Origin of the sequence: Schaalia naturae (assembly GCF_042665795.1) — a bacterium.
Taxonomy (GTDB): Bacteria; Actinomycetota; Actinomycetes; order Actinomycetales; family Actinomycetaceae; genus Pauljensenia; species Pauljensenia naturae.
Map to the genome: position 1 here is coordinate 3,108,317 of NZ_JBHTEF010000001.1, position 26,175 is coordinate 3,134,491.

The 26,175-nt window shown below is 66.5% G+C and carries 26 protein-coding genes, 1 tRNA gene and 1 pseudogene; 21 read left to right on the forward strand and 7 right to left on the reverse strand.

Features of this window, described 5'->3' with window-relative positions:
- Positions 1-28 precede the first annotated feature (28 nt).
- Together ACFQWG_RS13660 and ACFQWG_RS13665 are read left to right on the forward strand one after the other, a co-directional pair.
- Complete coding sequence (locus ACFQWG_RS13660) at positions 29-1,345, forward strand: ABC transporter substrate-binding protein (protein WP_380976127.1); 1,317 nt, start codon at positions 29-31, stop codon at positions 1,343-1,345.
- Positions 1,346-1,548: 203 nt separating this feature from the next.
- Positions 1,549-1,695, forward strand: a complete 147-nt coding sequence (locus tag ACFQWG_RS13665; RefSeq protein WP_380976129.1) for a hypothetical protein — start codon at positions 1,549-1,551, stop codon at positions 1,693-1,695.
- Here ACFQWG_RS13665 and ACFQWG_RS13670 read toward each other — a convergent pair.
- Complete coding sequence (locus tag ACFQWG_RS13670; RefSeq protein ID WP_380976131.1) at positions 1,685-3,334, reverse strand: IS1634 family transposase; 1,650 nt, start codon at positions 3,332-3,334, stop codon at positions 1,685-1,687. The two genes, ACFQWG_RS13665 and ACFQWG_RS13670, sit on opposite strands and share 11 nt — an antisense overlap.
- A gap of 140 nt (positions 3,335-3,474) precedes the next feature.
- On the opposite strand from ACFQWG_RS13670, the gene ACFQWG_RS13675 reads away from it, so the two are divergent.
- The 4 genes from ACFQWG_RS13675 to ACFQWG_RS13690 are packed head-to-tail and all read left to right on the forward strand — an operon-like array spanning position 3,475 to position 7,145.
- A complete protein-coding gene (locus tag ACFQWG_RS13675) occupies positions 3,475-4,152 on the forward strand; it encodes a carbohydrate ABC transporter permease (RefSeq protein ID WP_380976133.1) in 678 nt (225 codons plus the stop codon).
- A gap of 35 nt (positions 4,153-4,187) precedes the next feature.
- Entirely contained in the window at positions 4,188-4,997 is an 810-nt protein-coding gene (locus tag ACFQWG_RS13680) for a carbohydrate ABC transporter permease (RefSeq protein ID WP_380971053.1), read from the forward strand.
- Between the two features lie 33 nt (positions 4,998-5,030).
- Entirely contained in the window at positions 5,031-5,891 is an 861-nt protein-coding gene (locus ACFQWG_RS13685) for a ketose-bisphosphate aldolase (RefSeq protein ID WP_380971055.1), read from the forward strand.
- Between the two features lie 24 nt (positions 5,892-5,915).
- On the forward strand, positions 5,916-7,145 hold the full coding sequence (locus ACFQWG_RS13690; RefSeq protein ID WP_380971057.1) for an ADP-dependent glucokinase/phosphofructokinase: 1,230 nt from the start codon (positions 5,916-5,918) through the stop codon (positions 7,143-7,145).
- A 38-nt stretch (positions 7,146-7,183) separates the two neighbouring features.
- Here ACFQWG_RS13690 and ACFQWG_RS13695 read toward each other — a convergent pair whose 3' ends face one another.
- Positions 7,184-7,879, reverse strand: a complete 696-nt coding sequence (locus ACFQWG_RS13695; protein ID WP_380971059.1) for a deoxynucleoside kinase — start codon at positions 7,877-7,879, stop codon at positions 7,184-7,186.
- A gap of 383 nt (positions 7,880-8,262) precedes the next feature.
- Between ACFQWG_RS13695 and rpmG the strand changes: the two genes are divergently transcribed.
- From rpmG to ACFQWG_RS13710, 3 genes are all read left to right on the forward strand, one after another.
- A complete protein-coding gene (gene rpmG, locus ACFQWG_RS13700) occupies positions 8,263-8,433 on the forward strand; it encodes a 50S ribosomal protein L33 (RefSeq protein WP_366109415.1) in 171 nt (56 codons plus the stop codon).
- Between the two features lie 41 nt (positions 8,434-8,474).
- On the forward strand, positions 8,475-10,013 hold the full coding sequence (locus ACFQWG_RS13705; RefSeq protein WP_380971061.1) for an MFS transporter: 1,539 nt from the start codon (positions 8,475-8,477) through the stop codon (positions 10,011-10,013).
- A gap of 133 nt (positions 10,014-10,146) precedes the next feature.
- The gene (locus ACFQWG_RS13710) at positions 10,147-11,295 is read left to right on the forward strand and encodes a UDP-N-acetylmuramate dehydrogenase (protein WP_380971063.1); all 1,149 of its coding nucleotides are present in this window, start codon (positions 10,147-10,149) and stop codon (positions 11,293-11,295) included.
- Here the strand turns inward: ACFQWG_RS13710 and ACFQWG_RS13715 are convergent.
- The 4 genes from ACFQWG_RS13715 to ACFQWG_RS13730 are packed head-to-tail and all read right to left on the reverse strand — an operon-like array spanning position 11,273 to position 14,925.
- Positions 11,273-12,082, reverse strand: a complete 810-nt coding sequence (locus ACFQWG_RS13715; protein WP_380971065.1) for a Rossmann-like domain-containing protein — start codon at positions 12,080-12,082, stop codon at positions 11,273-11,275. The two genes, ACFQWG_RS13710 and ACFQWG_RS13715, sit on opposite strands and share 23 nt — an antisense overlap.
- A complete protein-coding gene (locus tag ACFQWG_RS13720; RefSeq protein WP_380971067.1) occupies positions 12,079-12,921 on the reverse strand; it encodes an esterase/lipase family protein in 843 nt (280 codons plus the stop codon). Before ACFQWG_RS13720 ends, ACFQWG_RS13715 begins: the two co-directional genes overlap by 4 nt.
- Positions 12,908-14,140 (reverse strand): adenosine deaminase, encoded by a 1,233-nt coding sequence (locus tag ACFQWG_RS13725; protein WP_380971068.1) that lies wholly within the window; start codon positions 14,138-14,140, stop codon positions 12,908-12,910. The genes ACFQWG_RS13720 and ACFQWG_RS13725 overlap by 14 nt, the downstream gene beginning before the upstream one ends.
- A complete protein-coding gene (locus tag ACFQWG_RS13730; RefSeq protein ID WP_380971070.1) occupies positions 14,140-14,925 on the reverse strand; it encodes an alpha/beta hydrolase in 786 nt (261 codons plus the stop codon). The genes ACFQWG_RS13725 and ACFQWG_RS13730 overlap by 1 nt, the downstream gene beginning before the upstream one ends.
- A gap of 303 nt (positions 14,926-15,228) precedes the next feature.
- On the opposite strand from ACFQWG_RS13730, the gene ACFQWG_RS13735 reads away from it, so the two are divergent.
- The 7 genes from ACFQWG_RS13735 to ACFQWG_RS13765 all read left to right on the forward strand — a co-directional run bounded on the left by ACFQWG_RS13735 (position 15,229) and on the right by ACFQWG_RS13765 (position 22,390).
- A complete protein-coding gene (locus ACFQWG_RS13735) occupies positions 15,229-16,026 on the forward strand; it encodes an IclR family transcriptional regulator (RefSeq protein WP_380971071.1) in 798 nt (265 codons plus the stop codon).
- Complete coding sequence (gene eda, locus ACFQWG_RS13740) at positions 16,023-16,724, forward strand: bifunctional 4-hydroxy-2-oxoglutarate aldolase/2-dehydro-3-deoxy-phosphogluconate aldolase (RefSeq protein ID WP_380971073.1); 702 nt, start codon at positions 16,023-16,025, stop codon at positions 16,722-16,724. Before ACFQWG_RS13735 ends, eda begins: the two co-directional genes overlap by 4 nt.
- A gap of 52 nt (positions 16,725-16,776) precedes the next feature.
- Positions 16,777-17,757, forward strand: a complete 981-nt coding sequence (locus ACFQWG_RS13745; protein WP_380971075.1) for a C-terminal binding protein — start codon at positions 16,777-16,779, stop codon at positions 17,755-17,757.
- A gap of 53 nt (positions 17,758-17,810) precedes the next feature.
- A complete protein-coding gene (locus tag ACFQWG_RS13750; RefSeq protein ID WP_380976139.1) occupies positions 17,811-18,758 on the forward strand; it encodes a sugar kinase in 948 nt (315 codons plus the stop codon).
- A gap of 80 nt (positions 18,759-18,838) precedes the next feature.
- Positions 18,839-19,612, forward strand: coding sequence for an SDR family NAD(P)-dependent oxidoreductase (locus ACFQWG_RS13755; RefSeq protein WP_380971077.1), 774 nt, complete (start codon positions 18,839-18,841; stop codon positions 19,610-19,612).
- A gap of 17 nt (positions 19,613-19,629) precedes the next feature.
- Positions 19,630-20,961 (forward strand): MFS transporter, encoded by a 1,332-nt coding sequence (locus ACFQWG_RS13760; protein WP_380971079.1) that lies wholly within the window; start codon positions 19,630-19,632, stop codon positions 20,959-20,961.
- Between the two features lie 19 nt (positions 20,962-20,980).
- Positions 20,981-22,390, forward strand: a complete 1,410-nt coding sequence (locus ACFQWG_RS13765) for a nuclear transport factor 2 family protein (protein WP_380971081.1) — start codon at positions 20,981-20,983, stop codon at positions 22,388-22,390.
- Positions 22,391-22,458: 68 nt separating this feature from the next.
- Here the strand turns inward: ACFQWG_RS13765 and ACFQWG_RS13770 are convergent, their stop codons facing one another.
- Complete coding sequence (locus ACFQWG_RS13770) at positions 22,459-23,673, reverse strand: pyridoxal phosphate-dependent aminotransferase (RefSeq protein ID WP_380971083.1); 1,215 nt, start codon at positions 23,671-23,673, stop codon at positions 22,459-22,461.
- A gap of 170 nt (positions 23,674-23,843) precedes the next feature.
- Here ACFQWG_RS13770 and ACFQWG_RS13775 point away from each other — a divergent pair.
- From ACFQWG_RS13775 to ACFQWG_RS13795, 5 genes and pseudogenes are all read left to right on the forward strand, one after another.
- A tRNA-Trp gene (locus ACFQWG_RS13775) sits at positions 23,844-23,919 on the forward strand.
- 38 nt (positions 23,920-23,957) lie between these two features.
- On the forward strand, positions 23,958-24,308 hold the full coding sequence (gene secE / locus ACFQWG_RS13780) for a preprotein translocase subunit SecE (protein ID WP_380971084.1): 351 nt from the start codon (positions 23,958-23,960) through the stop codon (positions 24,306-24,308).
- Between the two features lie 97 nt (positions 24,309-24,405).
- Complete coding sequence (gene nusG / locus ACFQWG_RS13785; RefSeq protein WP_380971086.1) at positions 24,406-25,275, forward strand: transcription termination/antitermination protein NusG; 870 nt, start codon at positions 24,406-24,408, stop codon at positions 25,273-25,275.
- A gap of 141 nt (positions 25,276-25,416) precedes the next feature.
- Positions 25,417-25,848: a 50S ribosomal protein L11 gene (gene rplK / locus ACFQWG_RS13790; RefSeq protein WP_291499305.1), complete on the forward strand. Its 432-nt coding sequence runs from the start codon at positions 25,417-25,419 to the stop codon at positions 25,846-25,848.
- Between the two features lie 70 nt (positions 25,849-25,918).
- Positions 25,919-26,175, forward strand: a pseudogene (locus tag ACFQWG_RS13795) (50S ribosomal protein L1); the annotation flags it as partial.

Below are 26,175 nucleotides of genomic sequence, written 5' to 3' on the forward strand. Positions count from 1 at the left end.
GCAGCGATAGAGAGCAAAAGAACGCAAAATGCTGCACATCGATGGAGATGGAGGAACGATGCGAGACAAGACAAGGGGAATGGCCCCGGTTGCCACCGCGATGGTTGCGGCACTGGCGCTCGCCGGGTGCGGCGGAGGCGCAGAGAGCGGCACGTCGGGGACCGCGTCAGGTGATGTCACGATCGAGTTGGCGCAATGGTGGGAACCGGAACTCCCGGACGGAGCCCTCAGGGGACTGATGGACCAGTTCGAGGAACAGAACCCGGGCATCAAGGTCAAGCTGCTGTCTGGCCCCTACGCCGATACCAAAGAGCAACTGGTGGCGGGAGCGGCTGCCGGCACCATGTCAGACGTGGTCGGCCTCGACGGCGCATGGGTCTCAGACTTTGCCAAACAAGGAGCGATTCAGGATCTCTCCCAGGTCATGTTGGACCATTCGTACGATGATTCGCAACTCGCCAGCCAGGTGAAGATCGACGACAAGGCCTACATGATTCCCCTGGTCAACTTCGTGTATCCGATGTTCACGAACACCGACCTGATGGAGTCCGCCGGAGTTGAGGCCGTTCCGACAACACGCAGCGAGTTCGCCGATGCGGCTTCGAAGATCGCTGCCACAGGGAACAATGCGAGCGGTTGGATCCTTCCACTGTCGCAGGAGTCGCCCAATGGAGTTCAGAACGATGTGATGTCCTGGGTGTGGGCCTCGGGCGGTTCGATGCTGACATCCGACGGGAAGCCCGACGTCGACAACGGCGATGTCAAGAGCGCTGTCGAGTTCATCAAGGGGATGTGGGACGCCGGCGACATCGCCGAGGGCGCATTCACGATGAAGGAACAGGACAAGGTCGAGAATTTCACCAACGGCCGGGTCGGCATGATGATCGACTCCCTTGCCCATATCACCACGATCCAGGAGGCGAATCCGGATCTGAACTTCAAGATCTCCGCGGTTCCAGCCGAAGATGGCTACACGGGAACTAGAGGCATGCCATATGCCTCGTGGGGGATCGGGATCTCGGCCAACACCGAGCATCCTGAGGAGGCCTGGAAGCTTGTGGAATTCCTTCTCTCCAAGGATGTGAACTCCGAGCTCAGCAATGACGCCATGGCGTTCCCGGGGAACACGGAGGCGAAACCCGAATTCGTTGACGAGAACCAGATCTACAAGGAAGCGTTCGAGATCTGGAACAGCTCAACTCCGGCGAATGAGTTCGTGGGACTTCCTGTCTCGGAGACTCTCATGCGTGAATTCGACGAGCAATTCCAGGGCTATCTCAATGGTGATGTCGATGTCGACACAATGCTCAGCAACGTCCAACAGGCCTGGGAGGGCGAGTTCTGAGGCGGGGACAGCCGAAGCGACGACGCGCGGGGGGCGGGCAGTCCCGGAGGCGGTCTGCCCCCCGCGAAGAAGAGAGATCTTTCATGAGCACCAACCGAACACCGGCGCCCGGAGTCCCGACTGGACTCCGTGAGCCGGGGCGGAGAAAGTCCATGTTGAGAAGGCTTGTGCCATATGCCTATCTCAGTCCCACGATCCTGGTCATGACGGTGCTTCTCGTTGTGCCGATCGCCATGGTGATCTCCTATTCTCTGATGGATTCCGTGATCACCAGCAACCACTCGACTTTCGTGGGACTCGAGAACTACTTCGAGATTCTACCTGAGTTCGGTCATTCGCTTAGTGCCTGAGGTTTCCCCGTTGTGAGGGCATCGATGATCGCTTGTCGGTCGGGGTCGATGTGGGGTGGACGATCTGGGTGGCGCCGTTGGCGGTGATAGTCGCTGAGCGCAGGGGCCGCAGCTGGCGGATGACGTTGCGGATTGCGAGGCCGCAGCGTCGCTGGACCTCGCGCGAGACGGCCAGGGCTGTGAACACGATGGTTAGGTGGGCCTCGATCGCGTCGCGGGTGCGCACGAACATGGGCCTGGCGGCTAGGTCGGTCTTGGACATCCGGAAGGATTGCTCGACGTGCCACAGCTCGTGGTAGGACCCGATGACCTCACTGGCCGCCATCAGTTGGGCGGGGATGTTGGTGACGTAGCCCTTGAGCCCGACCAGGCGCCTGGCGCGGGCCAGGGCGGCCTCGTCCAGGCTGCGCGCCTCACCGGTGGTCTTGACGAATCTCGGGGTCCGTGCGGCTTTCTGACCGGCGATGACCGCTCGGGCGCGGTTTTCCTGCAACGTCAGCGTCTTGCCGTCGCGCGCCGCGCGTTTGGTGGAGTAGGCCCAGACCGCGCGCCACGACCCGGGATGCTGCCCGGGGTCCCAGACTGGCTCGGCACGGAGTGCTTCGTCGTTCTCGCTGCGCCGGCCGGTGCGGGGTGTGATGGTGTCGATGACCTGCCCGTCGGTGAATGCGTCCCCGTGCCAGCGAAAGTGCGAGGCCAGGTCCAGCGGCGCCTTGGTCACTCTGGAGCCGACGATGAAGTGCAGGTTGGCCTCATCCAACGCGGCCAGGTTGGACGCCGAGAGCATGCCGGCGTCAGCCACGACGACCATGTCCTCAATGTCGTGGCGGCTCTGGAACTGTCTGATCATCGGGATGATCGTGGCCGTCTCGGCCTGGTTGCCCTCGTAGCAGCCGATCTCGAGGGGGAACCCGTGGCGGTCGACGAGCAGACCGACGACGATCTGGGGGTCCACGCGGCGTTCCTTGGAGTAGCCGACCTTGCGCAGGTCGTCCTCCTTCTCGGCCTCAAAGTACAAGGTCGTCACGTCGTAGAGGCACAGCGAGACCTCACCACTGGTCGCGGCGTGGGCGAAGGACAGCTCGGCGACCTTGTCCCGGTAGGCGCCGGGACCTTCACCGGCTGCCGCCCGGGCCAGGGTACGGCGCATCGTCTTCTCACTCGCCGGCCGGGCGCCCAGATCGCTCAGCACACGGCCGGTGTCCAGGATCGAGGTCGCCTCCACGATCCGCGCGATCACCAGATCCCGGAACACCGCATCACCCAGGGCGTCGAACCCCAGGTCCGTGAACACCGCGCTCAGCGCGTCATACAGGACCCGCGAGGAGGTCCCCACCACCCGCGGCGGGGCGGCCGGCCCACGTTCACGTGCCGGAGAGCCCGGCTCATCGAACAGCGCCGCCACCCGCGGCGCGCCGAGCAGCCTCGTCCTGGGCTCCACAGGCTCCAGGCCCAGGTCGAACTCGCCCTGACCGGGGTCCTCCAGCAGCTGCCGCGCCCGCCAGACGAGCAACCCGAGCTCGGCCTCGGTATGCGCCGACCCGACATGCGCCACGATCCGCCGACGACCATTGACGGACTCGGCAATCTGCACGGCCGTCGCCCCCGAAGCCGTCCGCACCCGCCGAATCCACGCCACACCCCCACCGTAGAGCACCAATTAGTGCCTCAAATCGGCATCCAGCGAACCCATCGGCACAGGTCAGCGACCTACGCGATCCCGAAGCGCGACGAAGTGACCAAACTCAGGTTCTAGGAAGCGCAAAATTCTGGACGGCGGTGAAGAACACGGCGATCTTCACCATCGTGAGCGTCGTCGCACATCTGATCCTGGGCCTCGTGTTCTCGATGCTCTTGAACTCCGGCCACGTATCTCGGATGACGCGAACGGTTTTCAGAACGCTCTTCGTGCTTCCGTGGCTGCTCACGGTGGCCATCATCGCCATCCTGTGGAGGCTGCTGCTTGATCCCAATGGAGTCGTCAATTTCGTTCTGGACAGCTTGGGGCTGGCCAGCGGTCAGATCGAGTGGCTGTCGAATCCGTCCATGGCGCTTCCAGCTGTCACATTCATCAACATCTGGGCAGGTTACCCGTTCTTCATGATCAGTTTGCTCGCCGGTCTGCAGGGGATTCCCATGGACCTCTATGAGGCGGCGGAGGTGGACGGAGCAGGTGGCGCACGCAAGTTCTGGCATATCACGATCCCTCAATTGAAGCCGATCATCGTCTCGATGGCGATGCTGGACCTTATCTGGACATCTCAGCAATTCGCTCTCATATGGATGACGACGGGGGGTGGTCCTCTCAATCGGACGGAGATGCTCTCGACGTTCACATACAAGCTGGCGTTCTCTCAGTACGACTTCTCTGGTGCGTCGGCGTCCGCGGTGGTCACATTGGCGCTGTCGATGATCCTGGCCATCGGATATGTCCGAACTCAGGAGGCGAGTAATTGATTATGGGTGCTTCAAGAAGACGGCATGACGTCCGTGTGAGGATTGGCGTCAGCATCGGTCTCCTCCTGGGTGCCTGTTTTGCCGTGCTTCCCATACTCTGGATGGTCCTGTCCTCCTTCAAACCGAACTCGAGGATATTCGCGGATCCACCTGAGTTGTTCTCCTCGCCGACGTTCGAAGCGTATGCGGAGATCCTCCATGACCCGGAGAAGATCCGATTCTTCCTCAACAGTTATCTCGTTGCGGGTTCGGTGACGCTCTTGACTGTCCTCGTGGCTGTTCTCGCCGCTTTTGCCTTTAGTCGGTACGAGTTTCCGGGAAAGCGCGTCATCAACGTGGTCATCATCTCCATGCAGGCGGTCCCTCCGATCACGCTCCTGATCCCGTTTTTCGGGCTGATGGTGAAACTCAAGCTCTACAACACATATCCCGGCCTCATTCTGACGTACATGGTGCTGACACTCCCCTACGCGATCATCATGCTCACGGGATACTTCAACACGCTTCCAAGAGAACTCGACGAGGCTGCGAACATGGACGGCGCGAGTTCGTTCGGAGCATTGTGGCGGATCCTCGTGCCGGTTTCTATTCCGGGGATCGTGTCAGTGGCGTTGTACACCTTCATGATCGCGTGGAACGAGTATCTATTCGCTCTGACGTTGACCAAGACGAACAATATGAGGACGGTTCCGATCGGAATTCAACTGCTGATGGGGCAGCATTCCTATGATTGGAGCCAGATGATGGCGATGTCTGTTCTTGGTTCGATTCCCGTCGTCATTTTGTTTATTTTCTTCCAGCGGCATTTCATTGGAGGTATGACCGCTGGATCCGTCAAGAGTTGATCTTGACGATTCCACTAGAGAAAGGCGCTCCCGATGCTCACAACAGGTTCAGAGATCCTGAATGTTGCAAACGAGAACGGATTCGCGGTCCCGGCGTTTAACATCTCGAGCTTCTCGATGCTGAACGCTGTGTTCGAGATCTGTGAAGAGAAGAGGTCTCCGCATATCGTGGCAATCCACCCGGACGAGCTTCGCCATATCGGTGTCGATATGCTTCCCGCGATCATCCAGAAAGCGAATCGATCGTCGGTCCCGACGGCCATCCATCTGGACCACGGAGCGACCTACGAGCAGGTTCTGCTAGCTATCCAGGCGGGCTTCACTTCGGTGATGATCGACAGGTCGCGCGACGCGTGGGAGGTGAACGTCTTGGAAACGCGTCGTGTGGTTGAGGCCGCACATGCCGTCGGCCTCTCGGTCGAGGGCGAGCTCGGGACGATCGGGAAGACGGACGGGTTCGCCGAAGACGGAACCGACGACATCGTCTATACCAATCCGGAGGATGCGACCCGCTTCATCGAGGAGACGGGAGTGGACTCGCTGGCCGTGGCCATCGGGACACGGCACGGGCTGTACCCGAGGGAACTTCGGCCGGAGCTGAGGCTGGACTTGCTCAAGGACATCAAGGCCCGGGTGGGGATCCCTCTGGTGCTCCATGGAGGGTCGAACAATCCAGATGAGGAGGTCGGGATCGCCGCGCGAACGGGCATCAACAAGATCAACATCTCCTCCGACATCAAGGCCGTCTACTTCCGCCGTATGCGGGAGGTTCTCCAGGACCGGGACCTGAGAGAGCCAAACATGATCGAGCCCAGTTGCCAGGAAGCGCTACGTGAGTGCGCTGGGCAGAAGATCGATCTCTTCGGCTCCGCAGGCAAGGCGGCTCTGTACTGATCGTGGTGAACGGACAGGAATGAGATGAGCGGGCATCTCGTGCTCGGGCTCGGCGGCACCGTCGACCACGAGCTCAGGTGGGATCAGGGAGTCGTCCAAGAACTGGTGGATACTGCCGATATCGGATCGGCCGAGCTCGAGCGCGAAGGCCCGCTCGCGACCCAGCGAGATGTGCTCGTCGCACTGCTGCGGTTCGTCGCGCGCAGTGCAGGTGGAGAGCGACACGTCACCGACAAGAGGGCATTGCGGGCGTTCGAGGCCCACTTCACCTATGAGGTGACTTTGGGGGGAACATGCGTCCGAAGCGCAATCTGCCTCGCGAAGATCGGATTCCGATCGACCGTCCACCTCGTCTCGACGTCGGATGAGGTGAGACAGCTTTTGCCCCCCGAAGTGTCGATCGTCTCGAGCGCCGACCGTGACACCGTGGATCCGCATCTCATCGTGCAGTATCCGAAAGGGACACATGTGAGGCTGTCCGATGGTGTCGAAGTCCGTTCGACCCGCCCCAATCGGGTCATCCTCGTCAATGACGAACCGAACGAGCTGATGAGGCTCAGCCCGGATCTTCCGGGGGTTCTCTCGGAGGCCGACGCATTCCTCATCTCCGGTCTCAACACCATGAAGTCCTCGACGTTGCTGCGCGGCCGTCTGCTCGAACTGAAGGGCATGATGGCGGGCATGGCTCAGGGGGTGCCGGTGGTCTACGAGGATGCTGGGTTCCATAATCCGCCATTGCGATCAGTCGTCCTGGAACTTATTCCAGATATCGTGGCTGTTCACTCCCTGAACGAGGACGAGGCTCAGGACTATATCGGACGCAATGTCGATCTGGAGCGTGCCGAGTCCCTGGTCTCGATGATGGGGGAGCTTCGCGGACTCCTTCGCGCCTCGACGATCGTGGTCCACACCTCCCACTACGTGGCCGTCATGGGAGCTGACGCCGCCCGCATGAGATTAGCCGCCGAGGAAGGCTGTGTGATGGCGGGGGCGCGATTCCTGCGCGGTGACGCGATAACCGAGACAGATCTGAGGAGAGTCGCCTCGGAGCCTCTCGATCCCCTCGGGAAGACCCTGGCTCGCGACTCCGCGGTTTGCCGGGCAGGCATCTTGATCGCGCCCAGCCGCGAAGTCCGCACGACTCTGCCAACGACGATCGGACTTGGCGACTCGTTCATGGGCGGATTCATGAAGGCGCTGGTGACGAGGGGATCGCCCCTCGTTTCTTCCGCCGCCAATGCTCAGGGAGCCTGACCGGCCAAGCATGAGCGGCGTGCCTGCGATCGCTGTCGCTAGATCTTGCCGAGAGCGCGCAGGCGCGCGCGGACCTGGTCGAGGACCGCCTGCCGGTCGTGGGCGTCGTCGGTGAAGTCGTACTTGTCGGCGTCGATGGCGATGAGGTCGCTGATGCCCTGCCGCAGATAGTCGCGCTTCCACTGCGCGTAGTAGTCCAGGAGGGAGTGATAGTAGCCGACGAGGCTCGGATCCTCTTCGATCTGCTCGTAGGGGCGTCCGCGCCGGCGGATGTGCTCGATCATCGTCGGGTAGCTGATCTCGATGAGGACCATGAGGTCCGGTGCCTTCTTGTGGGCGGCGAACGCGAGCTCCTCCATCATGTTCTCGAACAGCGAGTCATACGTCTCCCACTCGACGCGGGTGACATTGCCCTGGTCGTAGTTCATCCGCATGAAGATGCGGTCCTCGTAGATGCTGCGGTCCAACACGTTGTTGTCGTCCTCCATCGCCCGTTTGATGGCGCTGAATCGTCGGTTGAGGAAGTAGACCTGCAGCAGGAAGGCGTAGGGGTTGTGCGCGTCCGCGACCCCGGCGGCACGCTGGCGAGCGGCGACCTCGTTGCCGCGGTAGAAGTCGTCGAGGATCGGATTGCCCTCGACCGGTTCGTAGAAGGCCCGGGTGTGCAGATCCTCGGCGAGGATGCGGGTGAGGGTCGTCTTTCCGCTGCCGATGGGCCCTGCGAGTGTGATCACGACCGTCGTTGCCTCCCTGGGTGCATGCGCGGATGAGAAGGCGCAGGAGCGGGCGCGCCCCGCTGCCACACAGAAGGCTATGTCGTCGGGCCGCCATCGGCCCGGCCTGCGGACTCCCCTCAGCTCCCATCTGCGGGCCGCCGGAGAGCAGAATGTGCCCCTTCGCACTGTGCGAGCGGCCACATGGATGAGGAGGCCGGCGCTGACGTAGGTTAGGATCGTTGCGACAAACGCCGACAAGCGTCCCGGCCGCGTGAGAGCCCGAGGCGAAGAAACCTGTAATCGTGAGGTCGCGGGTTCCGATCCGCCCCGCTACCAGGTGGAATCGTCCGGGCGACCGGGGTGGCCGGGCGGCGAACGAATCATCAAGCGAGGTACGGACCGTGGCAAGCAAGTCGCAGGATGTGCGCCCGAAGATCACGCTGGCATGCTCAGTGTGCAAGGAGCGCAACTACATCACGAAGAAGAACCGGCGGAACACGCCGGACCGCCTCGAACTGAACAAGTACTGCCCGCGCTGCCGGACGTCGACTCTGCACCGCGAGACCCGCTGAGTCCCGCCTCCCCGCAACTCCGTCGCCCCCGGTCAGTCCCTGTGGACTCACCGGGGGTTCTCCTCTGGGGCGCCTCCCGCCCGTCTGCGTCCCGGCTGTCCTCGACCCATCTCCTCCCATCACTCACTCGCAGTGGCAAGGCCGGTTCCGATGATCGGATCGGACGGTCCCGCCGCAGCGGACGCCCCCGGCACCCGCCGAAGGGCCGTCCCCATCCCCTGGATCCCTCCTTGCCGTGTCCCCCGGAGCCTGCTGTGTCCCCTGCCATCTCCAGCACCCGCACCGTGCGTGCCACCTGGGCATGCCTCATGGTCTTCTTCATCCTCGGCGTCTCCAGTTCGTCGTGGGTGTCGCGCCTGCCCGCCCTGCGCGACGCGCTGCACCTCGCCCCCACGGACCTCGCGCAGATGCTGCTCGTCGGCTCGCTCGGCTCGCTGGTCGCGCTGCCCTCCTCGGGGCCGCTGGTCGGACGCATCGGCGCCCGGGCCACGACGCGCGTCGGCGTCGGCATGTGGACGGCGGGCATCGTTGGCGTCGCCCTGGCCGCGCATGTCGGATCGCGGATGACGCTGTCCCTGTGTCTGATCGCGGTGTGCTGCGGCTCGTCGCTGTGGTCGGCCACCGGCAACATCGAAGGCGGGCTCGTGGAGGCCGCGCGCCGTCGCGTCATCCTGGACAAGCTCCATGCGATGTTCTCCGCCGGCATGGTCGCGGGCGCCCTCGCGGGGGCGGCCCTGGCGGGCATCGGAGTCTCCGTGACAGCGCATCTGCTGGTCACGGGCCTTCTGGTCCTCATCGTCACGTTCGTGTCCTCCCACTTCTACCTCTCCGAGGACGAGGTCGCCTCCTTCTCGGCCGTCGGCGGGCCGAGAGACGGTGAGGCGGACGCCACCGCGGCAGGGGACCGGGAACGGGCCGGGGGGCGGACCTGGCGGGCATGGCGTGAGAGGAGCACGGTGCTCGTGGCCCTCATGGTGCTCTCCGGGGGGCTGCTCGAGGGCGCGGCCAACGACTGGCTCGCCCTGTCGATGATCGACGGGTATCGCCTGCCCGCCGCCCAGGCCTCGGCCGTGCTCTCCCTGTTCCTGGCCGTCATGGCGACGGTGCGGTTGGCGTCGACGGGACTGCACCGGCGTTTCCGCGCCGACCGCCTGCTCCAGGTCCTCATGCTGTCCGCCTGCGCCGGGCTGGCGCTGGTGTCCTTCGCGCCCGCGACCTGGCTAGCGCTGGCGGGCGTCGTGCTGTGGGCGGCGGGCGCCGCGCTTGTGTTCCCCACCGGCGCCTCGGCGCTGTCGAAGGAGCCGGAGATGACAGCCGCGCGGGTGTCCGTGCTGTCGACGATCAACTACGGCGCCTTCCTGATCGGACCGCCGGTCCTGGGGCTGATGGCCGAGACGGTGGGCTACCACCGCGCCATGATCGTCCTGGTCGCGCCCGTCGCGCTGGCGATCGCCCTCGCGCCCAATGTGCGTCGCGTTCCCGGCGCGGACCAGGCTGACACACCGGTCGCCCAATCCGGCGCGCCGGCCGTCGAGGCTCGGGAGACCGCTGAGACCGTCGCGCCCGCTGTGGGGGCATGACGTCGGCCCGTCCTGGGGCCTGGCCCCGGAGGTGGGACACTGATCAGGGGCGTCCGTTCGGCCTGCCGGCTTCGGATCCGGATTGCCAGGGACGCCCTCGTCGGCGGACGACGGAGCGATGGAAGGCACAGCGATGACATACCCGAGCGACCCCATGACCCCGCGGCTGCCCTGGCTGCGCGAGGCGACGACGCTGCGCGTGGGCGGGCCCGTGTCGGTGTGGGCGGAGGCGGGAGCCGAATGGGCGCTGGTGGGCGCCGTGCGCGCCGCGGACCATGATCGCCGCCCCGTCCTCGTGCTGGGTGCGGGCTCGAACCTGTTCGCCTCCGACAGCCCCTTCGACGGGGTGGTCGTGCGCGACGGGCGCCGCGGCGTCCGCGCGGAAGCCCGGACGGCTGCCGATCCGCGCGGAGGCGCCACGGTCGACGTGACGGCGGTCGCCGGGACCCCGTGGGACGACCTGGTCGCCTGGACACTGGACCGGGGGCTGTCGGGCCTGGAGGCGCTGTCCGGGATCCCGGGGACCGTCGGGGCCGCCCCCGTCCAGAACATCGGCGCTTACGGGCGGGACGTCGCGGCGACGCTGGTGTCGGTGCGGACATGGGACCGGGCGCTGGAGCAGGTCGCCGTGCTGTCCGCGCAGGACCTGGGACTGGGGTACCGGACCTCGGCGATCAAGCGATCGATCCTCGAGCCGGGCTCCGGGCCGGCGGGGGGACGCGCATGGGGCCCGACGGGGCGATGGGTCGTGCTGGAGGCGACCTTCGCGCTGTCGGAGTCCGGGATGTCCGCCCCCGTGCGCTACGCGGAGCTCGCGCATCGCCTCGGGGTCGGGATCGGGGACCGCGCTCCGGCGAGCGCCGTGCGCGAGGCCGTCCTGGCGCTGCGCCGCTCGAAGGGCATGGTCCTGGACCCCTCCGACCACGACACGTGGAGCGCCGGCTCGTTCTTCACCAACCCGATCCTGCCCGCTGGTGTCGCAGACGCGCTGCTGCCCCCCCACGCCCCGCGCTTCGCGGCGGGGGCGGGGCTGGTCAAGACCTCCGCCGCCTGGCTCATCGACCATGCCGGGTTCGGCCGGGGCTTTGCGCTCCCGGGGTCCGGCGACGAGGCCGGGCCGAGGGCGTCGCTGTCGACCAAGCACGTGCTCGCCCTGACGAACCGCGGGCGAGCGACCTCGGCGGACATCGAGGCGCTGGCCCGCGCGGTGCGCGCGGGCGTGCGCGAGGCCTTCGGCGTGGACCTGGCGCCGGAGCCGGTCACCGTCGGGATCGACCTCTGAGCGCCTCCGGCGCGCGGGGGACCGCGACCGTCCCGGCGAGCGCCGCGGAGAACCGGCGGGTCGCCGGGCGCGTCCGGGGCAGGGTGGCGCCGTGGGCGACCAGGTCGGCCGCCAGTCCCGCGTCGGTGACCCAGCTTCCCGCGATCTGGTCGATGCCCCATCCGGGAAGGACCTCCGGGGCGAAGGGCGAGGACGGGCCGGTGAGGACGGTGCGCGCCTGAGCGGAGAGGGCCGCCAACCTCGGCAGCGTCTTGTTGGCGAGGGTCATCCCGGTGATGTACACGGCGTCGCAGGCCGGCAGGACGTACTCGCAGGCGGGATCCGGCAGGTCATCGCCGCGCGGATCGCGCTCCAGGACGGTGAGATCGCACAGGCCCTCCAGCGCGCGGATCCCGTGCGAGAAATGCCCGACCATCGCGACACGCCGTCCGCGCAGGCGCGGGGCGTCGCGGGCGAAGACATCGCGGTCACCCGTGCTGGTTCCGGAACCGGAGAGGGCCGTCACGCGCGCCGAGGTGTTGAGCGCGCAGTTCAGGGCCGCGGACCCCAGGCTGGCGGTCGCGAAGTCCCAGGACTTCACCAGCGCCGCGACATCGCGCAGGCGCTCGCCCGTGCGAGGCATGGGATCCCCGACGGAGGGGCCGCTGCGCTGCCGCGAGGCGATCCCGCACCCGCCGGCGTCGTCGCGCACCAGGGCCACCTCCCCCAGCGCCCAGGCGCTCACCCGAAGATCGGCGGGCACCAGGTCGATGAGGTCGTCGTACAACTGCCAGGGGTTCGCGTTCACCGGCCCATTATCGCCGTCCGGCTCGCGAGGCCGACGTGGGCGCCGGGGCTCGCCCCGGGCCGCCGAGCGAGGAGACGGCGGGCCAGGACGCAGATCACGCGGGCAGCGCGGGGATCCTCCAGCATCGACTCATGGCCGGCCAGGGGGAGGACGACGCGCTCCAGCGCTCCGGGCAGAGGGCCGGCGGGAACGCTCTGGTCCCAGGCGGCCTCCACCTGGATGATCCGGGCGTCGGCCCGCGTGCGGCGGGCGAGGGCCCGGATCGTGGGGGAGCCGGGGGCGAGTTCCCGGAAGCCTGGGACCAGGGGGACCAGCCGCGCCGCCGGGGACCCGGAGAAAGGGGCAGCCACGGCCACCATCCCGCGCACGCGCCACCCCTCGGGGCCGCAGAGCACGGCCTTGCCCACCAGCCCTCCCTTGGAGTGGGCGACCAGGACGACGCCGCGCAGATCCCCGCGCGAGAGCACACCGGCGACCGCCTCCGACAGCTCTACGACCGGGTCGACCATCCGGCCCAGCTCGGGCAACAGGCGCACGTCCCACCCGTCCTCGCGCAACGCCCGCGCCCACACCGCCATCGAACGCCATTCCTCATGGATGCCGGGCAGCCCGATGAGGACGGGGGCCCCTGCGCCGTCGGCCGGCGCGGGGGCGCGGACGTCCTCGGGGCTCATCCCGCGCGTGCGCCATCGCGTCACCCACAGATGGGCGGCCGCCGCCCTCGACCAGTCGGTGAACGCGATGAGGACGCGGTCCAGCGCGCCGGGCCGCGGCGGCGCGCCGGTCCCGGTGGGTTGCGGTCCCGGCGGGGCGGGGACGCCCTCGTCAGCGCGGGACATCCGGGCGGCCCGCCTGCTCGTCGGGCGTCTCGGACGGGAGCGCGGACGGCGCGGCGTGCTGGGGCGGCGCCTCCAGCCACGCGTCGATTCGCCGGCGCCACGAGGCCTTGAGCCCGTCCGCCGCCAGAGAGGCGTCGATGGACTGGCGGGCCAGGTCCGCCAGCGCGGCATCCGGCAGTCCGTCGACCTCCCGGGCGGCGGCGTACTGGGCGAGCAGACGGGAGTGGAACAGCAGCGGATCGTCCGCCCCCAGCGCCACCGTCGCCCCGTGGCGGATGAACGTGGGCAGCGGGACGTGCGCGAGGTCGGTGTAGACGCCCAGGTGGACGTTGGACGTGGGGCAGACCTCGAAGGCGATGCCCTCGTCGATCAGGCGGTCCAGCAGGTCCGGGTCCTCCGTGGCGCGAACCCCGTGGCCCAGGCGCTGGGGAGCGAGTGCCGCGACGACCTCGCGCACGGACTCCGGTCCCAGCAGCTCGCCCCCGTGGGGGACGGCGGCGAGCCCCGCGTCGTGGGCGATGTGGAACGCGGTGGAGAACTCCGACGTGGTTCCCACCCGCTCGTCGTTGGACAGCCCGAAGCCGACGACCCGGCCAGCCTCACGCCCGGCGTAGCGCGAGGCCAGGCGGGCCAACGTGCGCGCGTCCAGGGGATGGCGGATGCGCGAGGCCGCCACGATGATCCCGATGTGCACGCCGGTGTCCGCGGAGGCGCTCGCGGCCTCGTCGAGGATGATCTCCAGCGCCGGGGTGATCCCCCCGACCCAGGGCGCGTAGGAGGTGGGGTCGACCTGCATCTCGAGATGCACCGAGCCCTCCACGGCCTCGTCCTCGGCGGCCTCGCGCACGATGCGGCGCATCACGGGCTCGGAGCGCACGAGGGCGCGGGCCGCGTCGTAGCTGCGTTGGAAGCGGAACCACCCGCGGGCGTCGGCGGGCACCCGGAGGGGGTCGAGGTCCAGCAGGTGAGGGGGAAGGCGGACGCCCTGTTCCAGAGCCAATTCGACCATCGTCTGAGGCCGCATGGCGCCGGTGAAATGCAGGTGCAGGTGCGCCTTGGGCAGGCTCGCGAGGTCACGCCGCCCCGGCGGGGTGGGCGGGGGGATCGTCAGCGAGGGCTGGACGGGCAGGTCCTCCTCGGCGCCGCGGCGCGGGAACGCGGTCCCGGATCGACGAGGGCGGCCGGGCGCACCGCGCCCGGCATCGGTGGAGTCTGCCATCAGTGCCGGTCCAGCCACATGATGATGTCCTGCATGAGCGCCGGCCCCTCGGGCTCGTTGAGGACCTCGTGGTAGGCGCCGTCGACGACGCGCAGCTGGATCTCCACGTCGCGCGTGGCCTCGACGAACTCGCGCGAACCGTCGAGCCCGGCCAGAGCGTCGGCGCCGCCGTGGATGATGAGTGTGGGGGTTCGAAGCGAGGCGGCGTTGCGGATGACCTGGTCGCCCTGGACGGTCATGGTGATGCCGGTGAGCAGGGGAACGGGCCCGGTCGTGACCAGGGGATCGTCGAGGTAGGCCCGCACCACGGAGGGCGAGCGCGAGATCAGCCGGGAGTCGAGGCGGGCGGAGGGGGCCCACGGGGCCAGGCGTGCGAGCGGGAGCAGCGCGCGGGCCAGGGTGACGGGGACGTGGGGGCTGGGCCGCAGCGCGGGGCCCGTCAGGACGGTGCCGCGCAGATGAGAGGGGTCCAGCAGAGTGGAGGCGGCGGTGATCGCTCCGCCCATCGAGTGCCCGTAGAGGAACAGATCCGGTGTCCGGGCCTCTTCGAGGGCGCGGCGGCGGATCGTCGGATGGCCGGCGATGAGGCGGCCGACGTCAACGCGGGCGCGGGGTCCGGGCGTGGTGCCGTGCCCCGGCAGGTCGAAGGCGACGACGTCGTAGTCGGCGGCGTTCAGCGTCTCCACGAGACGCTGGTAGCGTCCGGAGTGCTCGGCATACCCGTGGGTGATCAGGACGGTCCCGCGGGGAGTGCCGGTCGACGCCCGGTGCTGCTGGAGTTCCATGATGCCATTGTGGCAGGGGTCGACGGGCCATCGACTGGCATGGGGAGACCGGCTGGTCGCTGGACGAGGCTTTAAGAACTGTGAGATAAGACACTATCCGGGTCTGGCGATGATCGACAAACAGCCGTTCACGTGCGGGAATCGATCGTTTTCGAGGGCGAAACAGTCAGGTTGCGAATGGGTGTGCGAGTCGGGCTTATCATCATTTCGACAGCTCAGATGAGCGTTTCTATAGGAGAAACAGTAGGTCATGCGATGAAGCGTGCGGCAACGGCGGGCAGCGGGACCGAGGTGGATCTGTGCGTGACGGACGTCTCACCTGTCGCCAGTGTTGACCGGGCGCTTGTGACGGTGGAGAGACTGGCGCAGTCGGCCTCAACGGGGATGTCGCTCAAGGAACTCGCGGTAGATCTCCATATGAACAAGGCGACACTTCATCACACGCTCGCAGCTTTACGTTTTCGCGGATGGGTTGAACAAAATCCTGATGGAAACTATCTCCTCGGTCCCGGGACCCGTCCGATCCTGAGATGGTGGACCTCCGATGAGCGAGTGAGCACCGTCCTGCACCCGGTTCTCGAGAGAATTTCGGCAGAGACCAACGAGCTCGTCCACCTCGGCCGCTTGTCACACCACTCCATCCTCTATCTCGACAAAGTCGAGCCTGAACTCGCTCTGAGGGTCTGGTCCCGCATCGGTTCCCGCGCGCCGGCGGTACGCACGGCGCTGGGGCGGGCGCTCCTGGGGGCGCGCCAAGTCGGGCGCGATGACGTCGGTCTTTGGCTCGACGAGATGGGGACGCCCCCGGAGGGGTTCAATGAGCGGACGCTGGGCGAACTCGAGGCGGTTCGTACGCGCGGGTATGCCAGCGAAGTCGAAGAAAACGAGAGCGGGATCGCCTGCGTCGCAGTCCCTCTCCAGGTCGGAGGCCATCCTCTCGTTGCGATCTCGGTGAGCGCGCCTGTCGAACGAATGGGGCCCGACCGGATGGAGCGGCTCGCTGAGTGCATCACCAGGAGGGTCGGTGAGGCGGATCTACCCGAGATTGTCACGATGCCGACGACATCCGAAGACGAACAAACAGGCGGTGAGGACGAATGATCGAGGACCTGCTCGCTGGCAATCCCGTCATCCCGGTGGTCGTGGTCGACTCCGCCGAGGACGGACGGCATGTCGGAGAGGCGCTTCTCGAGGGCGGGATCAGCACTGCGGAGGTCACCTTCCGGACCCCCGCAGCCGAGGACGCCATCCGCGCGATGTCCCGGATCCCGGGACTTGTCGTGGGCGCCGGTACCGTCATCAACGTCCGGCAGGTCGACAATGCCGTCGCGGCCGGTGCGCGCTACGTCGTCTCGCCCGGGTTCAGCGCGGACATCGTCCGACATTGCACGACCCGTGGCATCCCCGTGCTGCCGGCGTGCACAGACGGCTCCTGGATCATGGCAGCGCTCGACCTCGGGGTTCGCACGGTCAAGTTCTTTCCCGCTGAGGTGCTGGGGGGCGCCTCGGCGCTCGCGGCCCTCTCGGCGCCTTTCCCCGGTCTGGGCTTCGTACCGACTGGGGGAGTTGGCACGGCAAACCTTGCCGATTATCTCTCGTTGCCGTGCGTACCGGCCTGTGGCGGATCCTGGATGGTCCCAGCCAGCGCGATCCGCAACGGGAAGTGGAATGAGATCACCCGCCTCTCGCGCGAGGCGCTGGTCATCGCGTCGAGCGTCTGCGGCAATGGCGCGCAGAAGCCAGCGGGGCTGGACGCCGCTGGCGCAGTGCGCCGCCAATCGGACCTTCGCCACCGCTGACTCGGCGCACCGGAGCCCGCTCCATCGCTCTCTCGGAAAGGAACAGAGACACATGAGGATCGCCATTGCCGACTGCGACCACGACTCGATCGATATCGAGGAGAAGGTCGTCCGCGCTGCGGGCGGTGATCTCGTCCTCCGGCAGGCGCACACGGAGGATGACGTGATCGCGATGTGCGCGGGAGCGGATGGGCTGATCGTCCAGTACGCACCCGTCACGTCGCGGGTGCTTGATGCGCTTCCGACAGTCAAGGGCGTCGTGCGGTACGGCGTCGGCGTTGACACCGTCGATCTCGATGCCGCGACCTCGCATGGTGTCGTCGTCATGAACGTTCCCGACTATGGGACAGAAGAGGTCGCAGACCAGGCGATCGCGCTGACGATGTCCGTTCTGCGCGGAGTCACCCAACTTGACAGGCGACTGCGTGTGGGTCTGACCGACCTCGAGACCATCAAACCCGTCCCCCGCATCTCCCGGTCTACTTTCGGGATCATCGGTCTCGGAGCTATCGGGCGGACGACGGCGAGGAAGGCGGCGGGAGTCGGATTCCATGTCATCGGTTGTGATCCGTTCATCCCAGCGGGCACTGACCTCGATGACGGAGTCGAGGTCACTGATCGAGACGACGTGATCGCGCGGTCCGACGTCATCTCGCTCCACGTGCCCCTGACCCGGGAAACGCGCCATATGGTGGATTGGGGTTTCCTGCGATCAATGAAAGACACGGCCATCATCGTCAACACGTGCCGTGGGGCGGTCGTCGACACCGATGCGCTGGTGGGCGCCTTGTCTGGCGGCCTCATCCACGGAGCCGGGCTTGACGTCTTCGAGTCCGAGCCGCTTCCCGCAGACCATCCGCTCACCACTCTCGACAACGTCGTCCTTACCCCGCATGCCTCGTGGTACTCCGACGCCGCCTATGTCGACCTCAAGAGGAAGGCGGCGGAACACATCGTCGACTACCTCAGCGGCGGTGAGCCCCGCAATGTCGTCAACGGGGCGATCCTCGCCCGCCGGGGAGATGCTCGATGAAGCGGGGCGCGGGTGGTCCGGAGACCAGAGGTGTCCTCCTCGCCGGCGAAGCCATGGGGCTTCTGATGGCCGATAAGACGGGGGACCTGTCGGAGGTCGAGCATTTCTCGATGGCGGTCGCCGGAGCCGAGTACAACGTTGCCCTGGGTCTGGCGCGGCTCGGAGTTCCCGTCACGTATGTCACGAAACTGGGTGACGACTCCATCGGCCACCGGATCGAAAAGGGACTAGTCCGAGAGGGCATCGACACCACCGGGATCACCTGGAGCGCAGGGCTCTCGACCGGTCTCATGTTCAAGGCGCGCAACATGGCCGGCGATCCTGAGATCGACTACTACCGCCGGGGCTCAGCGGCCTCGTCCATGCGGCCAGAGGACATCCCGCAACTCGAGTGGGATCGGTTCGGCTTCCTCCACGTCACGGGGATCACGCCAGCGCTGGGCCCTCAGACGCTCCAGATGTGCCACGCGCTGATCGATCAGGCGCGCGACCACGGGCTGGTCGTCACCTTCGATCCGAACCTGCGTCCGCAATTGTGGAGCGACTGCGCCACCATGATCGCAGAGGTCAACCGTCTCGCTCTTCGTGCCGACGTCGTCCTCCCGGGCCTCTCCGAGGGGAAGGAACTCACAGGTGCCGACGACGTGCGCGGAGTCGCCGACTGGTACCTCGGGCGCGGCGTACGGGCAGTGGCGCTGAAGGCCGGCCGGAAGGGCGCCGTTCTCGCCGAGAAGGGCTCCGTACGCGAACTCGAGGGATTCCCCCTCGAACGATTCATCGACACCGTCGGCGCCGGAGACGGGTTCGCCGTCGGAGTCATCTCAGGGATGCGGGATGGCCTCTCCTTGGCTGAGGCCGTCTCCCGTGGGAATGCCATCGGCGCGATCCAGGTCGGAAGCCGGGGCGATAACGAGGGGCTGCCCGACCGCCGGCGGCTGGAAGCGTTCATGGCCCGAGGTACGGGCCCAGATCCCGAGGGACTTCATTCCGAGGAGGAGTGAGGACCCCGAAGGCGCCGGGTCCCTCGCCCAGCAATTGTCACGGATAACACATGCAGGTATCTCAAGGAGGAGTCACCATCATGACAGCTATCGCATCACCATTCGATATCGACGGAAGCCGGGCGATCGTCACCGGCGGAGATCGAGGCCTCGGCTACGGCCAGGCCGAAGGCCTTCTTGAGGCCGGCGTCCACGTGGTGATCATGGCCCGCACGGAGGAGAAGATCGACGCCGCCGTCGCGGGCTGGCGCGCCCGTGGACTTGCCGCCGACGGTGTCACCGTCGATCTTGCCGACCCCGTCCAACGTGCGGAGGCCTTCGAACGAGCCGTCGAGATCCTCGGCGGACTCGACATTCTCGTCAACACGGCTGGAGCGCAGAGGCGTCATCCATCGGAGGACTTCCCCCTGGAGGACTACGAGTTCGTGATGAACGTCAACGCCACTGCACCGTTCGAACTCTGCAAGATGGCTGCACGCATCTTCATCCCGCAGGGGCATGGGAAGATCGTCAACATGGCCTCGATGCTCTCGTTCTTCGGCGGCTTCACAGTTCCCGCCTACTCGGCATCCAAGGGGGCTATCGCGCAACTCACAAAGGCGTTCGCCAATGAGTGGGCCTCGAAGGGGATCAATGTCAATGCATTGGCCCCGGGGTACATGGCAACCGAGATGAACAAGAACCTCATGGGCGAGGACAATCCCCGCTACGTCGAGATCACAGCCAGGATCCCCGCCCATCGCTGGGGAACCGCAGATGATCTCAAAGGGGTGACCGTGTTCCTGTGCTCCCATGCCGCCGATTACCTCAGCGGGGCGGTCATTCCCGTTGACGGCGGATACCTGGAACGCTGAAGACGAGAACGGAGTACATGATCATGCAACCTAGAACGCGACGGGCGTGGATCCTCCTCGTCGGCACCCTCATGCTGCTCTCCATGGGAATTCTCTTCTCATGGTCGGTGTTCATCAAACCTCTTGAGGCGGAGTTCCACTGGGAGCGCACGCAGACGCTTGTTGTCTTCGCCGTCTCGATGCTGGCCTTCACCATTGGCAACATGGTTTCCGGTTGGCTGCTGCGGCGCCACAGTTTCCGCCAGATCGCGATCATGAGTGCCGTCGTCCTTTGTGTGGGATTCTTGTGCACCAGCGGAGTCCATTCGCTCACACAGATGTATCTGGGATACGGGTTGATCTGCGGGATCGGAATAGGCGTCGCCTATAACATCATCCTTCCAACCGTTCTCCAGTGGTTTCCCGACCGCTCGGGAATGGCGTCCGGGATCCTGCTCATGGGATACGGCCTGGGGGGATTCCTCCTTGAGCCCATCATCACGGCCCTGCTCGAGTCCTCCTTCGGCTGGCGCAATGTCTTCCATTTGTTCGCGGTCCTTATCCCGGGTCTCCTCGTCCTATGCACGCTGCTCATTCGAGCTCCCCGCTCCGATGAGATCGCTGGCTTCAAGGCCACGGTCAGGGCCCGAGGTACGGCTGACAGTTCCCATGCATTCATCGATGTCCCGACGGGGCAGATGCTCAGGAGCAAGGGGTTCCTCCTCTTCTTCGTCTGGATGTGCCTTCTCGGCACGGTCTCGCTGGGCTCGTTGGGGGTGGGCAAAACCCTCTCGGAAGAGATCCTCGCGGTGGTCCACGGTGTCACGGTCGCCAACCTTCCGGCCGGGGTCTCCGTCTTTGCGGCCGTCGTCTCTGGGCTTGCCAGCATCGGCAATGGGCTGGGGCGCCTGGGATCGGGACCTCTTCTGGACAATCTGGGAGTCAAGAGGCTGATCCCGATCGTCAACGGGATGTACGTCGTGGCGATCACTTTCATGGTCTGTGCGCAGTTGGTCAACAACATCGTCCTGCTCGCCATCGGATACTGCCTGGTGGGAATGTCCCATGGTGTGATAGTGGTCACAATGACGTTCTTCGTCCGAGCAATGTTCGGTGACTCGCAGTTCGCTCTCCATTTCTCGTTGATGAACGTCTACTCGATCGTGGCTTCTTTCGCCGGCACCTTCGGATCCGGTTACCTCCACACCGTCTACGGCTCCTACCTCCCCATGTTCTGGATCATGACCTGTTTCGTCGCTGTCGCCATCGGCTTTACGGTGGCCGTTGTGCGGTGGGTGGGGTCCCAGGAGTCCTTCGACGGCAGCGTCGTGCCGGACCCGGTCGCGGTGGGGACCTCTCCCGATGCGTGAGCCCACGAGCGCGGTTCGGATGCTCTCTGATGAAGAGAGGGAGATCCGACGCGGTGCGGGAGTGGCATCCGAGGTCGCTCGCACGCTTGCGCTCCTCAAGCTCGGGTTCGACACCCGGTGCCGCGGCAGCGTTGACGACCTCGTCGTTCCTGACGCCGTATTCGATGAATCCGCTATGCCCGGGGATGTCCTCAATCGTGAGGAGTATTTCGAGATTGCCAGAACCCGCGCAAGGGGACGGCTCCTCGCCCAGCACTCGCTCTCTGACACATGGGTGGCAGGTCATACCGCCGACGGCGTTCGGGCCCTCACACAGTTCTCGGGACGGTTCGTCGCGGAGGAATCGGAGGATCCGGCACTGGACGGCGAACTTGTCCAGACCGGTTCGGAAGGTCTCTACGTCGACGATCTCCGTTGGGAGAATGGGCTCTGGAGGCTTGTGCGGCGGAGGGTCTTCCTCCAGATCAGGGAGCCGGTCTTCCGTAGCTTTGACATCAGTGAACTCACTCGTCTGCGTCGCGGGAGAGTCATGGTCGACGGAGTGTCCGACGAGGCCGGGCCGGGACCCTGGTCGGAGTCAGCCGACATGAGGGGATCCGGAGGCGCCTGCGACGAGATCGTCGAGTGCCTCTACGAGATCGACCATTGCCTCTCACTTTTCTGGTGGGACAGGCTCGCCGAGATGTGCGGCACTGAACTCGCCCGATCAGTAAACGAGAGATTCCGAGAACTCGGTGTCGTCTCCTGTCAGGCGTCGTCGTCCCCGCTCGACCTCCAGGTGGACGCCGGAAACGCGCGTGCGAGGTCGGCCTATGAGTTGCGGCTCGTCTGTGAGCCCGTCGGAGAGAGGCCGCTCGATGTCCTCGTCGGCGGGGTCAGGGAGGATCGCTTCGCCCGCCAGGAGGACGCCTGCTGGAGGCTCGTCGAGCGAGCGGAGAACGAGTCCATCCGCCTGACAGCCCCGACGGCCTCCTCCGAGGAGGACCGAACAGCGATGCGCGTGACGCGGACCAGGGTCCGGGAACTGGTCGAGGGCGTCCACCGCTCTGGCGTCGAAGACCGGATGATGGCGATGCCGGGGGGCGACGCGCATCATGGGATCGACCGGCAGGCACTGATCGGGGTGATCAGAGCGGAGTTGGGCTCCTTCCTCCCATCCACCGCGCCGATGGGGATCGCGAACTGCCTCATATGGCCCGGCTCATCGCAGCCGCCACGCTGTTCCCAACAGACCGCGTCGACGTCGCCTCCGCGCATCTATGTCCAATTCTGGGCTTTGACGGGAGAAGGGCCCGCCGGAGAGGTGAGATCTCTGAGGCGGATCACAGGATGCGCCTCAGTAGCCTTGCGGTTGGTGGGGGCGGCGTGGACCCCTGTGGCGTGCCGAGTCGGTCTCGCCTCGCTGTCAAGACGCGGAGCGGCTGACTGATCGGGTGGGAGAGCAATCAGCCGTGGCGACGGGTGCCCGCGTCCAGCGCTGACCGAGGGGCCGTCGCCCTACTTCGCCTCGGCGATCAGCTCCTGGATGCGCCCGACGCCCTCGGCCAGATCCTCGTCGGCCAGCGCGTAGGACAGGCGCAGGTAGCCCGAGGGGCCGAAGGCCTCGCCGGGCACGACGGCCACCTCGACCTCCGTGAGGATCAGGTCGGCCAGCTCCGCAGAGGTGGAGGGTGTGACACCGCGGATCGTGCGGCCCAGCACGCCCTCGACCCGGGGATAGGCGTAGAACGCCCCCTTCGGCGTCGGCACCTCGAACCCGTCGATCTCCGAGAGCATCGACACGATCGTGCGGCGCCGCCGGTCGAAGGCCTCGCGCATGGCCTCGACGGCGTCCAACGGGCCAGACACGGCGGCGATCGCGGCGCGCTGCGCCATGTTGTTCACGTTGGAGGTGAGGTGGGACTGGAAGGAGGTCGCCGCCCGGATCACATCCTTCGGCCCGATCATCCATCCCACGCGCCAACCCGTCATCGCGTAGGTCTTCGCGACGCCGTTGAGGACGACGGTCTGATCGGCCAGCTCCGGGACGAGTGCCACCAGGTGGGCGGGCAGCGCCCCGTCGTAGAGTAGGTGCTCGTAGATCTCGTCGGTGACAACCCAGATCCCGTGCTCAAGCGCCCACCGGCCGATCAGCGCCGTCTCCTCGGGGGTGTAGACCGCGCCCGTGGGATTCGACGGAGAGCAATGGAGCAGCACCTTGGTCCTCGGGGTGCGGGCCGCCTCGAGCTGGTCGACGGTGACCTTGTACTCCTGGTCGGCGCCGGCGAACACGGGAACCGTCGCACCTCCAGCCAGGGCGATGGCCTCGGGATAGGTCGTCCAGTAGGGAGTGGGCAGCAGCACCTCGTCGCCGGGATCCAGCAGCGCGGCGAAGGCCTGGAAGACGGCCTGCTTGCCGCCGTTGGTCACCAGGACCGAGGCAGGGTCGACCTCGTAGCCGGAGTCGCGCGCCGTCTTCGCGGCGATGGCCGCGCGCAGCGCCGGAAGGCCGGCCGCCGGCGTGTAATGGTGCATCGCCGGATCCTTCGCCGCCGCGATCGCGGCCTCGACGATGTAGCCGGGGGTCGGGAAGTCCGGCTCGCCGGCGCCGAAGCCGATGACGGGGCGGCCCTGGGCCTTCAGTGCCTTCGCCTTGGCGTCCACGGCCAGGGTCGCGGACGGGGTGATGGCGGCGAGACGGGCGGAGACGCGGGAGCGTGGAGTCGTGGTCACGCCGACATGCTTCCACGTGCACAGACTGGAGAGGCGAGTCCGCCCGCTATCCGGGCAGCGCGGGGCCCATCCGGACCGGATCCTGGACAGCGCGGGCCTCGCCCGCGGGTTGGACAGTGGGGGCCGGTTTCCCTAGACTCATGCGGGCGGGTCGCATGTCGGCCCGCAGTAGGGCAGTGGCGCAATTGGTAGCGCAACGGTCTCCAAAACCGTAGGTTGTGGGTTCGAGTCCCGCCTGCCCTGCCAGGTTCCATCGGCAACGATCCCGATTCTGGAGGGGTGACATGAGCGACAGCCGCGCACTGGGCGGGCACGACGCCGACCCGGAGCTCCCCTCGCTGCCGGAGGGCGGCGAGGCGAAGGCTGCTCGCGCGGATCGGACGAAGAGCTCCTCCACGCGCTCGCGCGGCCAGGCGCAGGACGAGGGCGCGGGCGGGCGGCGCCCCGGCGTGTTCGCGCGGATCCGGATCTTCATCTCCCAGGTCGTCTCCGAGATGAAAAAGGTCCGCTACCCCTCGAGGAACGAGACGTGGACCTATTTCACGGTCGTCATCGTTTTTGTGGCGGTCATCATGGCGTACACGGGGCTTCTCGACCTTCTGTTCGGTAAACTGAACGCAGTGATATTCGGCTGACCCGTCGACCCGCCTCACAGCTGCTGGCTGGAGGCGGGTTTCTTCTACGGATCGGCCCTGGCGCCGACCGGGGGGTCGGCAACCCTGGAGGAGACCCGTGAGCAACGAATTCTGGACCGACGACTTCGATGGCCTCGACCGCGCGGGCGCCGAGCCCCTGGACGCCTCCCTCACGGAGGAGCAGGTCGACGCCGAGGCGCTGAACACCGCCGACGACCCGGCCGCCGCCGCGCCCGCCCCGGCCGCGGAGCCCGAGAAGACGGCCTCGCCCGAGGGCGACGCCGGGCGGACCGCTGAGCAGGCCGCCGACGAGGGCGCGGCCGATGGCGCCCAGGACGCGCAGGCGCCGGAGGAGGGGGAGCCCGATCCCATCGAGAAGCTGCGCCAGGACCTGCGCCTGCTCCCGGGAGACTGGTACGTCATCCACACCTACTCCGGCCATGAGCGCAAGGTGAAGGCCAATCTGGAGCAGCGCATCGAGAGCCAGAACGCGGAGGACTACATCTTCCGCGTCGAGGTCCCCGACGAGTACGTCATGGAGTACCGCGGCACCGCCAAGAAGCGCGTGCGCCGGGTGCGCATCCCCGGTTACGTCATCGTCTGCATGGAGTTCAACGACCAGTCCTACAGGGTCGTCAAGGAGACCCCGGCCGTCACGGGCTTCGTCGGCGACCAGCACAACCCCGTGCCCCTGTCCGAGGACGAGGTCGTCATGCTGCTCACCCCGAACGTCATGGAGGAGGCCTCCCAGCAGCAGAAGACGGGACCGGCGCCCGTCCAGGAGGTCAAGGTCGACTTCAACGTCGGCGAGGTCGTCATGGTCACCGACGGCCCGTTCGAGACCATGAACGCGACGATCTCGGAGATCATGCCCGAGCAGAAGAAGCTCAAGGTCCTGGTCACGATCTTCGAGCGCGAGACCCCGCTCGAACTCGGTTTCGACCAGGTCGAGCGCATCGAGGGCTGAGCGCGTCCGCGGCCGATCCCGCCCCCGCTCCGCGTGATGTTCGCGACTGGGCTTGGGACGGGGGCCGCGCCGCGATATCATCGGTGTTCGTGCGCCTTCGGGCGTACTGCATCACCCATCTCTGACGAAAGACCCGAACACATGGCACCGAAGAAGAAGGTCACCGGCCTGATCAAGCTTCAGATCCCGGCCGGCGCCGCGAACCCCGCCCCGCCCGTCGGGCCTGCGCTGGGCCAGCACGGCGTGAACATCATGGAGTTCACGAAGGCGTACAACGCGGCGACCGAGTCCCAGCGCGGCTCGATCATCCCCGTCGAGATCACCGTCTACGAGGACCGCTCGTTCACATTCGTCCTCAAGACGCCTCCCGCCGCGGAGATGATCAAGAAGGCCGCGGGCGTGCCCAAGGGCTCCTCGACGCCGAACACGGTCAAGGTCGCCACCATCACGCGCGACCAGGTCCGCGAGATCGCCCAGTCCAAGATGGTCGACCTCAACGCCAACGACCTCGACGCCGCCGAGAAGATCATCGCGGGCACCGCCCGTTCGATGGGCATCACGGTCCAGGCCTGAACCACCACACACGAATCCGTGGCAGGGCGGGGCGCCGCCCGTTGACCACGACTGCAAGGAGAACAGCAGAATGACGAAGCGCTCGAAGAGCTACCGGGCAGCCGCCGAGAAGATCCACGAGGGCGAGCTGTACGCGCCCCTGGAGGCGATGCGCCTGGCCAAGGAGACCACGGTCACCAAGTTCGACTCGACCGTGGAGGTCGTGTTCCGGCTCGGAGTCGACCCCCGCAAGGCGGATCAGATGATCCGCGGCACCGTCACGCTGCCGCACGGCACCGGCAAGACCTCCCGGGTCTTGGTCTTCGCCGTTGGCGAGCGCGCGCAGCA

Coding starts and splice junctions, on each gene's coding strand:
- ACFQWG_RS13660 (WP_380976127.1), top strand. CDS start 29: ATGCTGCACATCGATGGAGATGGAGGAACGATGCGAGACAAGACAAGG.
- ACFQWG_RS13665 (WP_380976129.1), top strand. CDS start 1,549: ATGACGGTGCTTCTCGTTGTGCCGATCGCCATGGTGATCTCCTATTCT.
- ACFQWG_RS13685 (WP_380971055.1), top strand. CDS start 5,031: ATGCTCACAACAGGTTCAGAGATCCTGAATGTTGCAAACGAGAACGGA.
- ACFQWG_RS13690 (WP_380971057.1), top strand. CDS start 5,916: ATGAGCGGGCATCTCGTGCTCGGGCTCGGCGGCACCGTCGACCACGAG.
- ACFQWG_RS13710 (WP_380971063.1), top strand. CDS start 10,147: ATGACATACCCGAGCGACCCCATGACCCCGCGGCTGCCCTGGCTGCGC.
- ACFQWG_RS13720 (WP_380971067.1), bottom strand. CDS start 12,921: ATGTCCCGCGCTGACGAGGGCGTCCCCGCCCCGCCGGGACCGCAACCC.
- ACFQWG_RS13725 (WP_380971068.1), bottom strand. CDS start 14,140: ATGGCAGACTCCACCGATGCCGGGCGCGGTGCGCCCGGCCGCCCTCGT.
- ACFQWG_RS13730 (WP_380971070.1), bottom strand. CDS start 14,925: ATGGAACTCCAGCAGCACCGGGCGTCGACCGGCACTCCCCGCGGGACC.
- eda (WP_380971073.1), top strand. CDS start 16,023: ATGATCGAGGACCTGCTCGCTGGCAATCCCGTCATCCCGGTGGTCGTG.
- ACFQWG_RS13745 (WP_380971075.1), top strand. CDS start 16,777: ATGAGGATCGCCATTGCCGACTGCGACCACGACTCGATCGATATCGAG.
- ACFQWG_RS13750 (WP_380976139.1), top strand. CDS start 17,811: ATGGGGCTTCTGATGGCCGATAAGACGGGGGACCTGTCGGAGGTCGAG.
- ACFQWG_RS13755 (WP_380971077.1), top strand. CDS start 18,839: ATGACAGCTATCGCATCACCATTCGATATCGACGGAAGCCGGGCGATC.
- ACFQWG_RS13760 (WP_380971079.1), top strand. CDS start 19,630: ATGATCATGCAACCTAGAACGCGACGGGCGTGGATCCTCCTCGTCGGC.
- ACFQWG_RS13765 (WP_380971081.1), top strand. CDS start 20,981: ATGCTCTCTGATGAAGAGAGGGAGATCCGACGCGGTGCGGGAGTGGCA.
- secE (WP_380971084.1), top strand. CDS start 23,958: ATGAGCGACAGCCGCGCACTGGGCGGGCACGACGCCGACCCGGAGCTC.
- rplK (WP_291499305.1), top strand. CDS start 25,417: ATGGCACCGAAGAAGAAGGTCACCGGCCTGATCAAGCTTCAGATCCCG.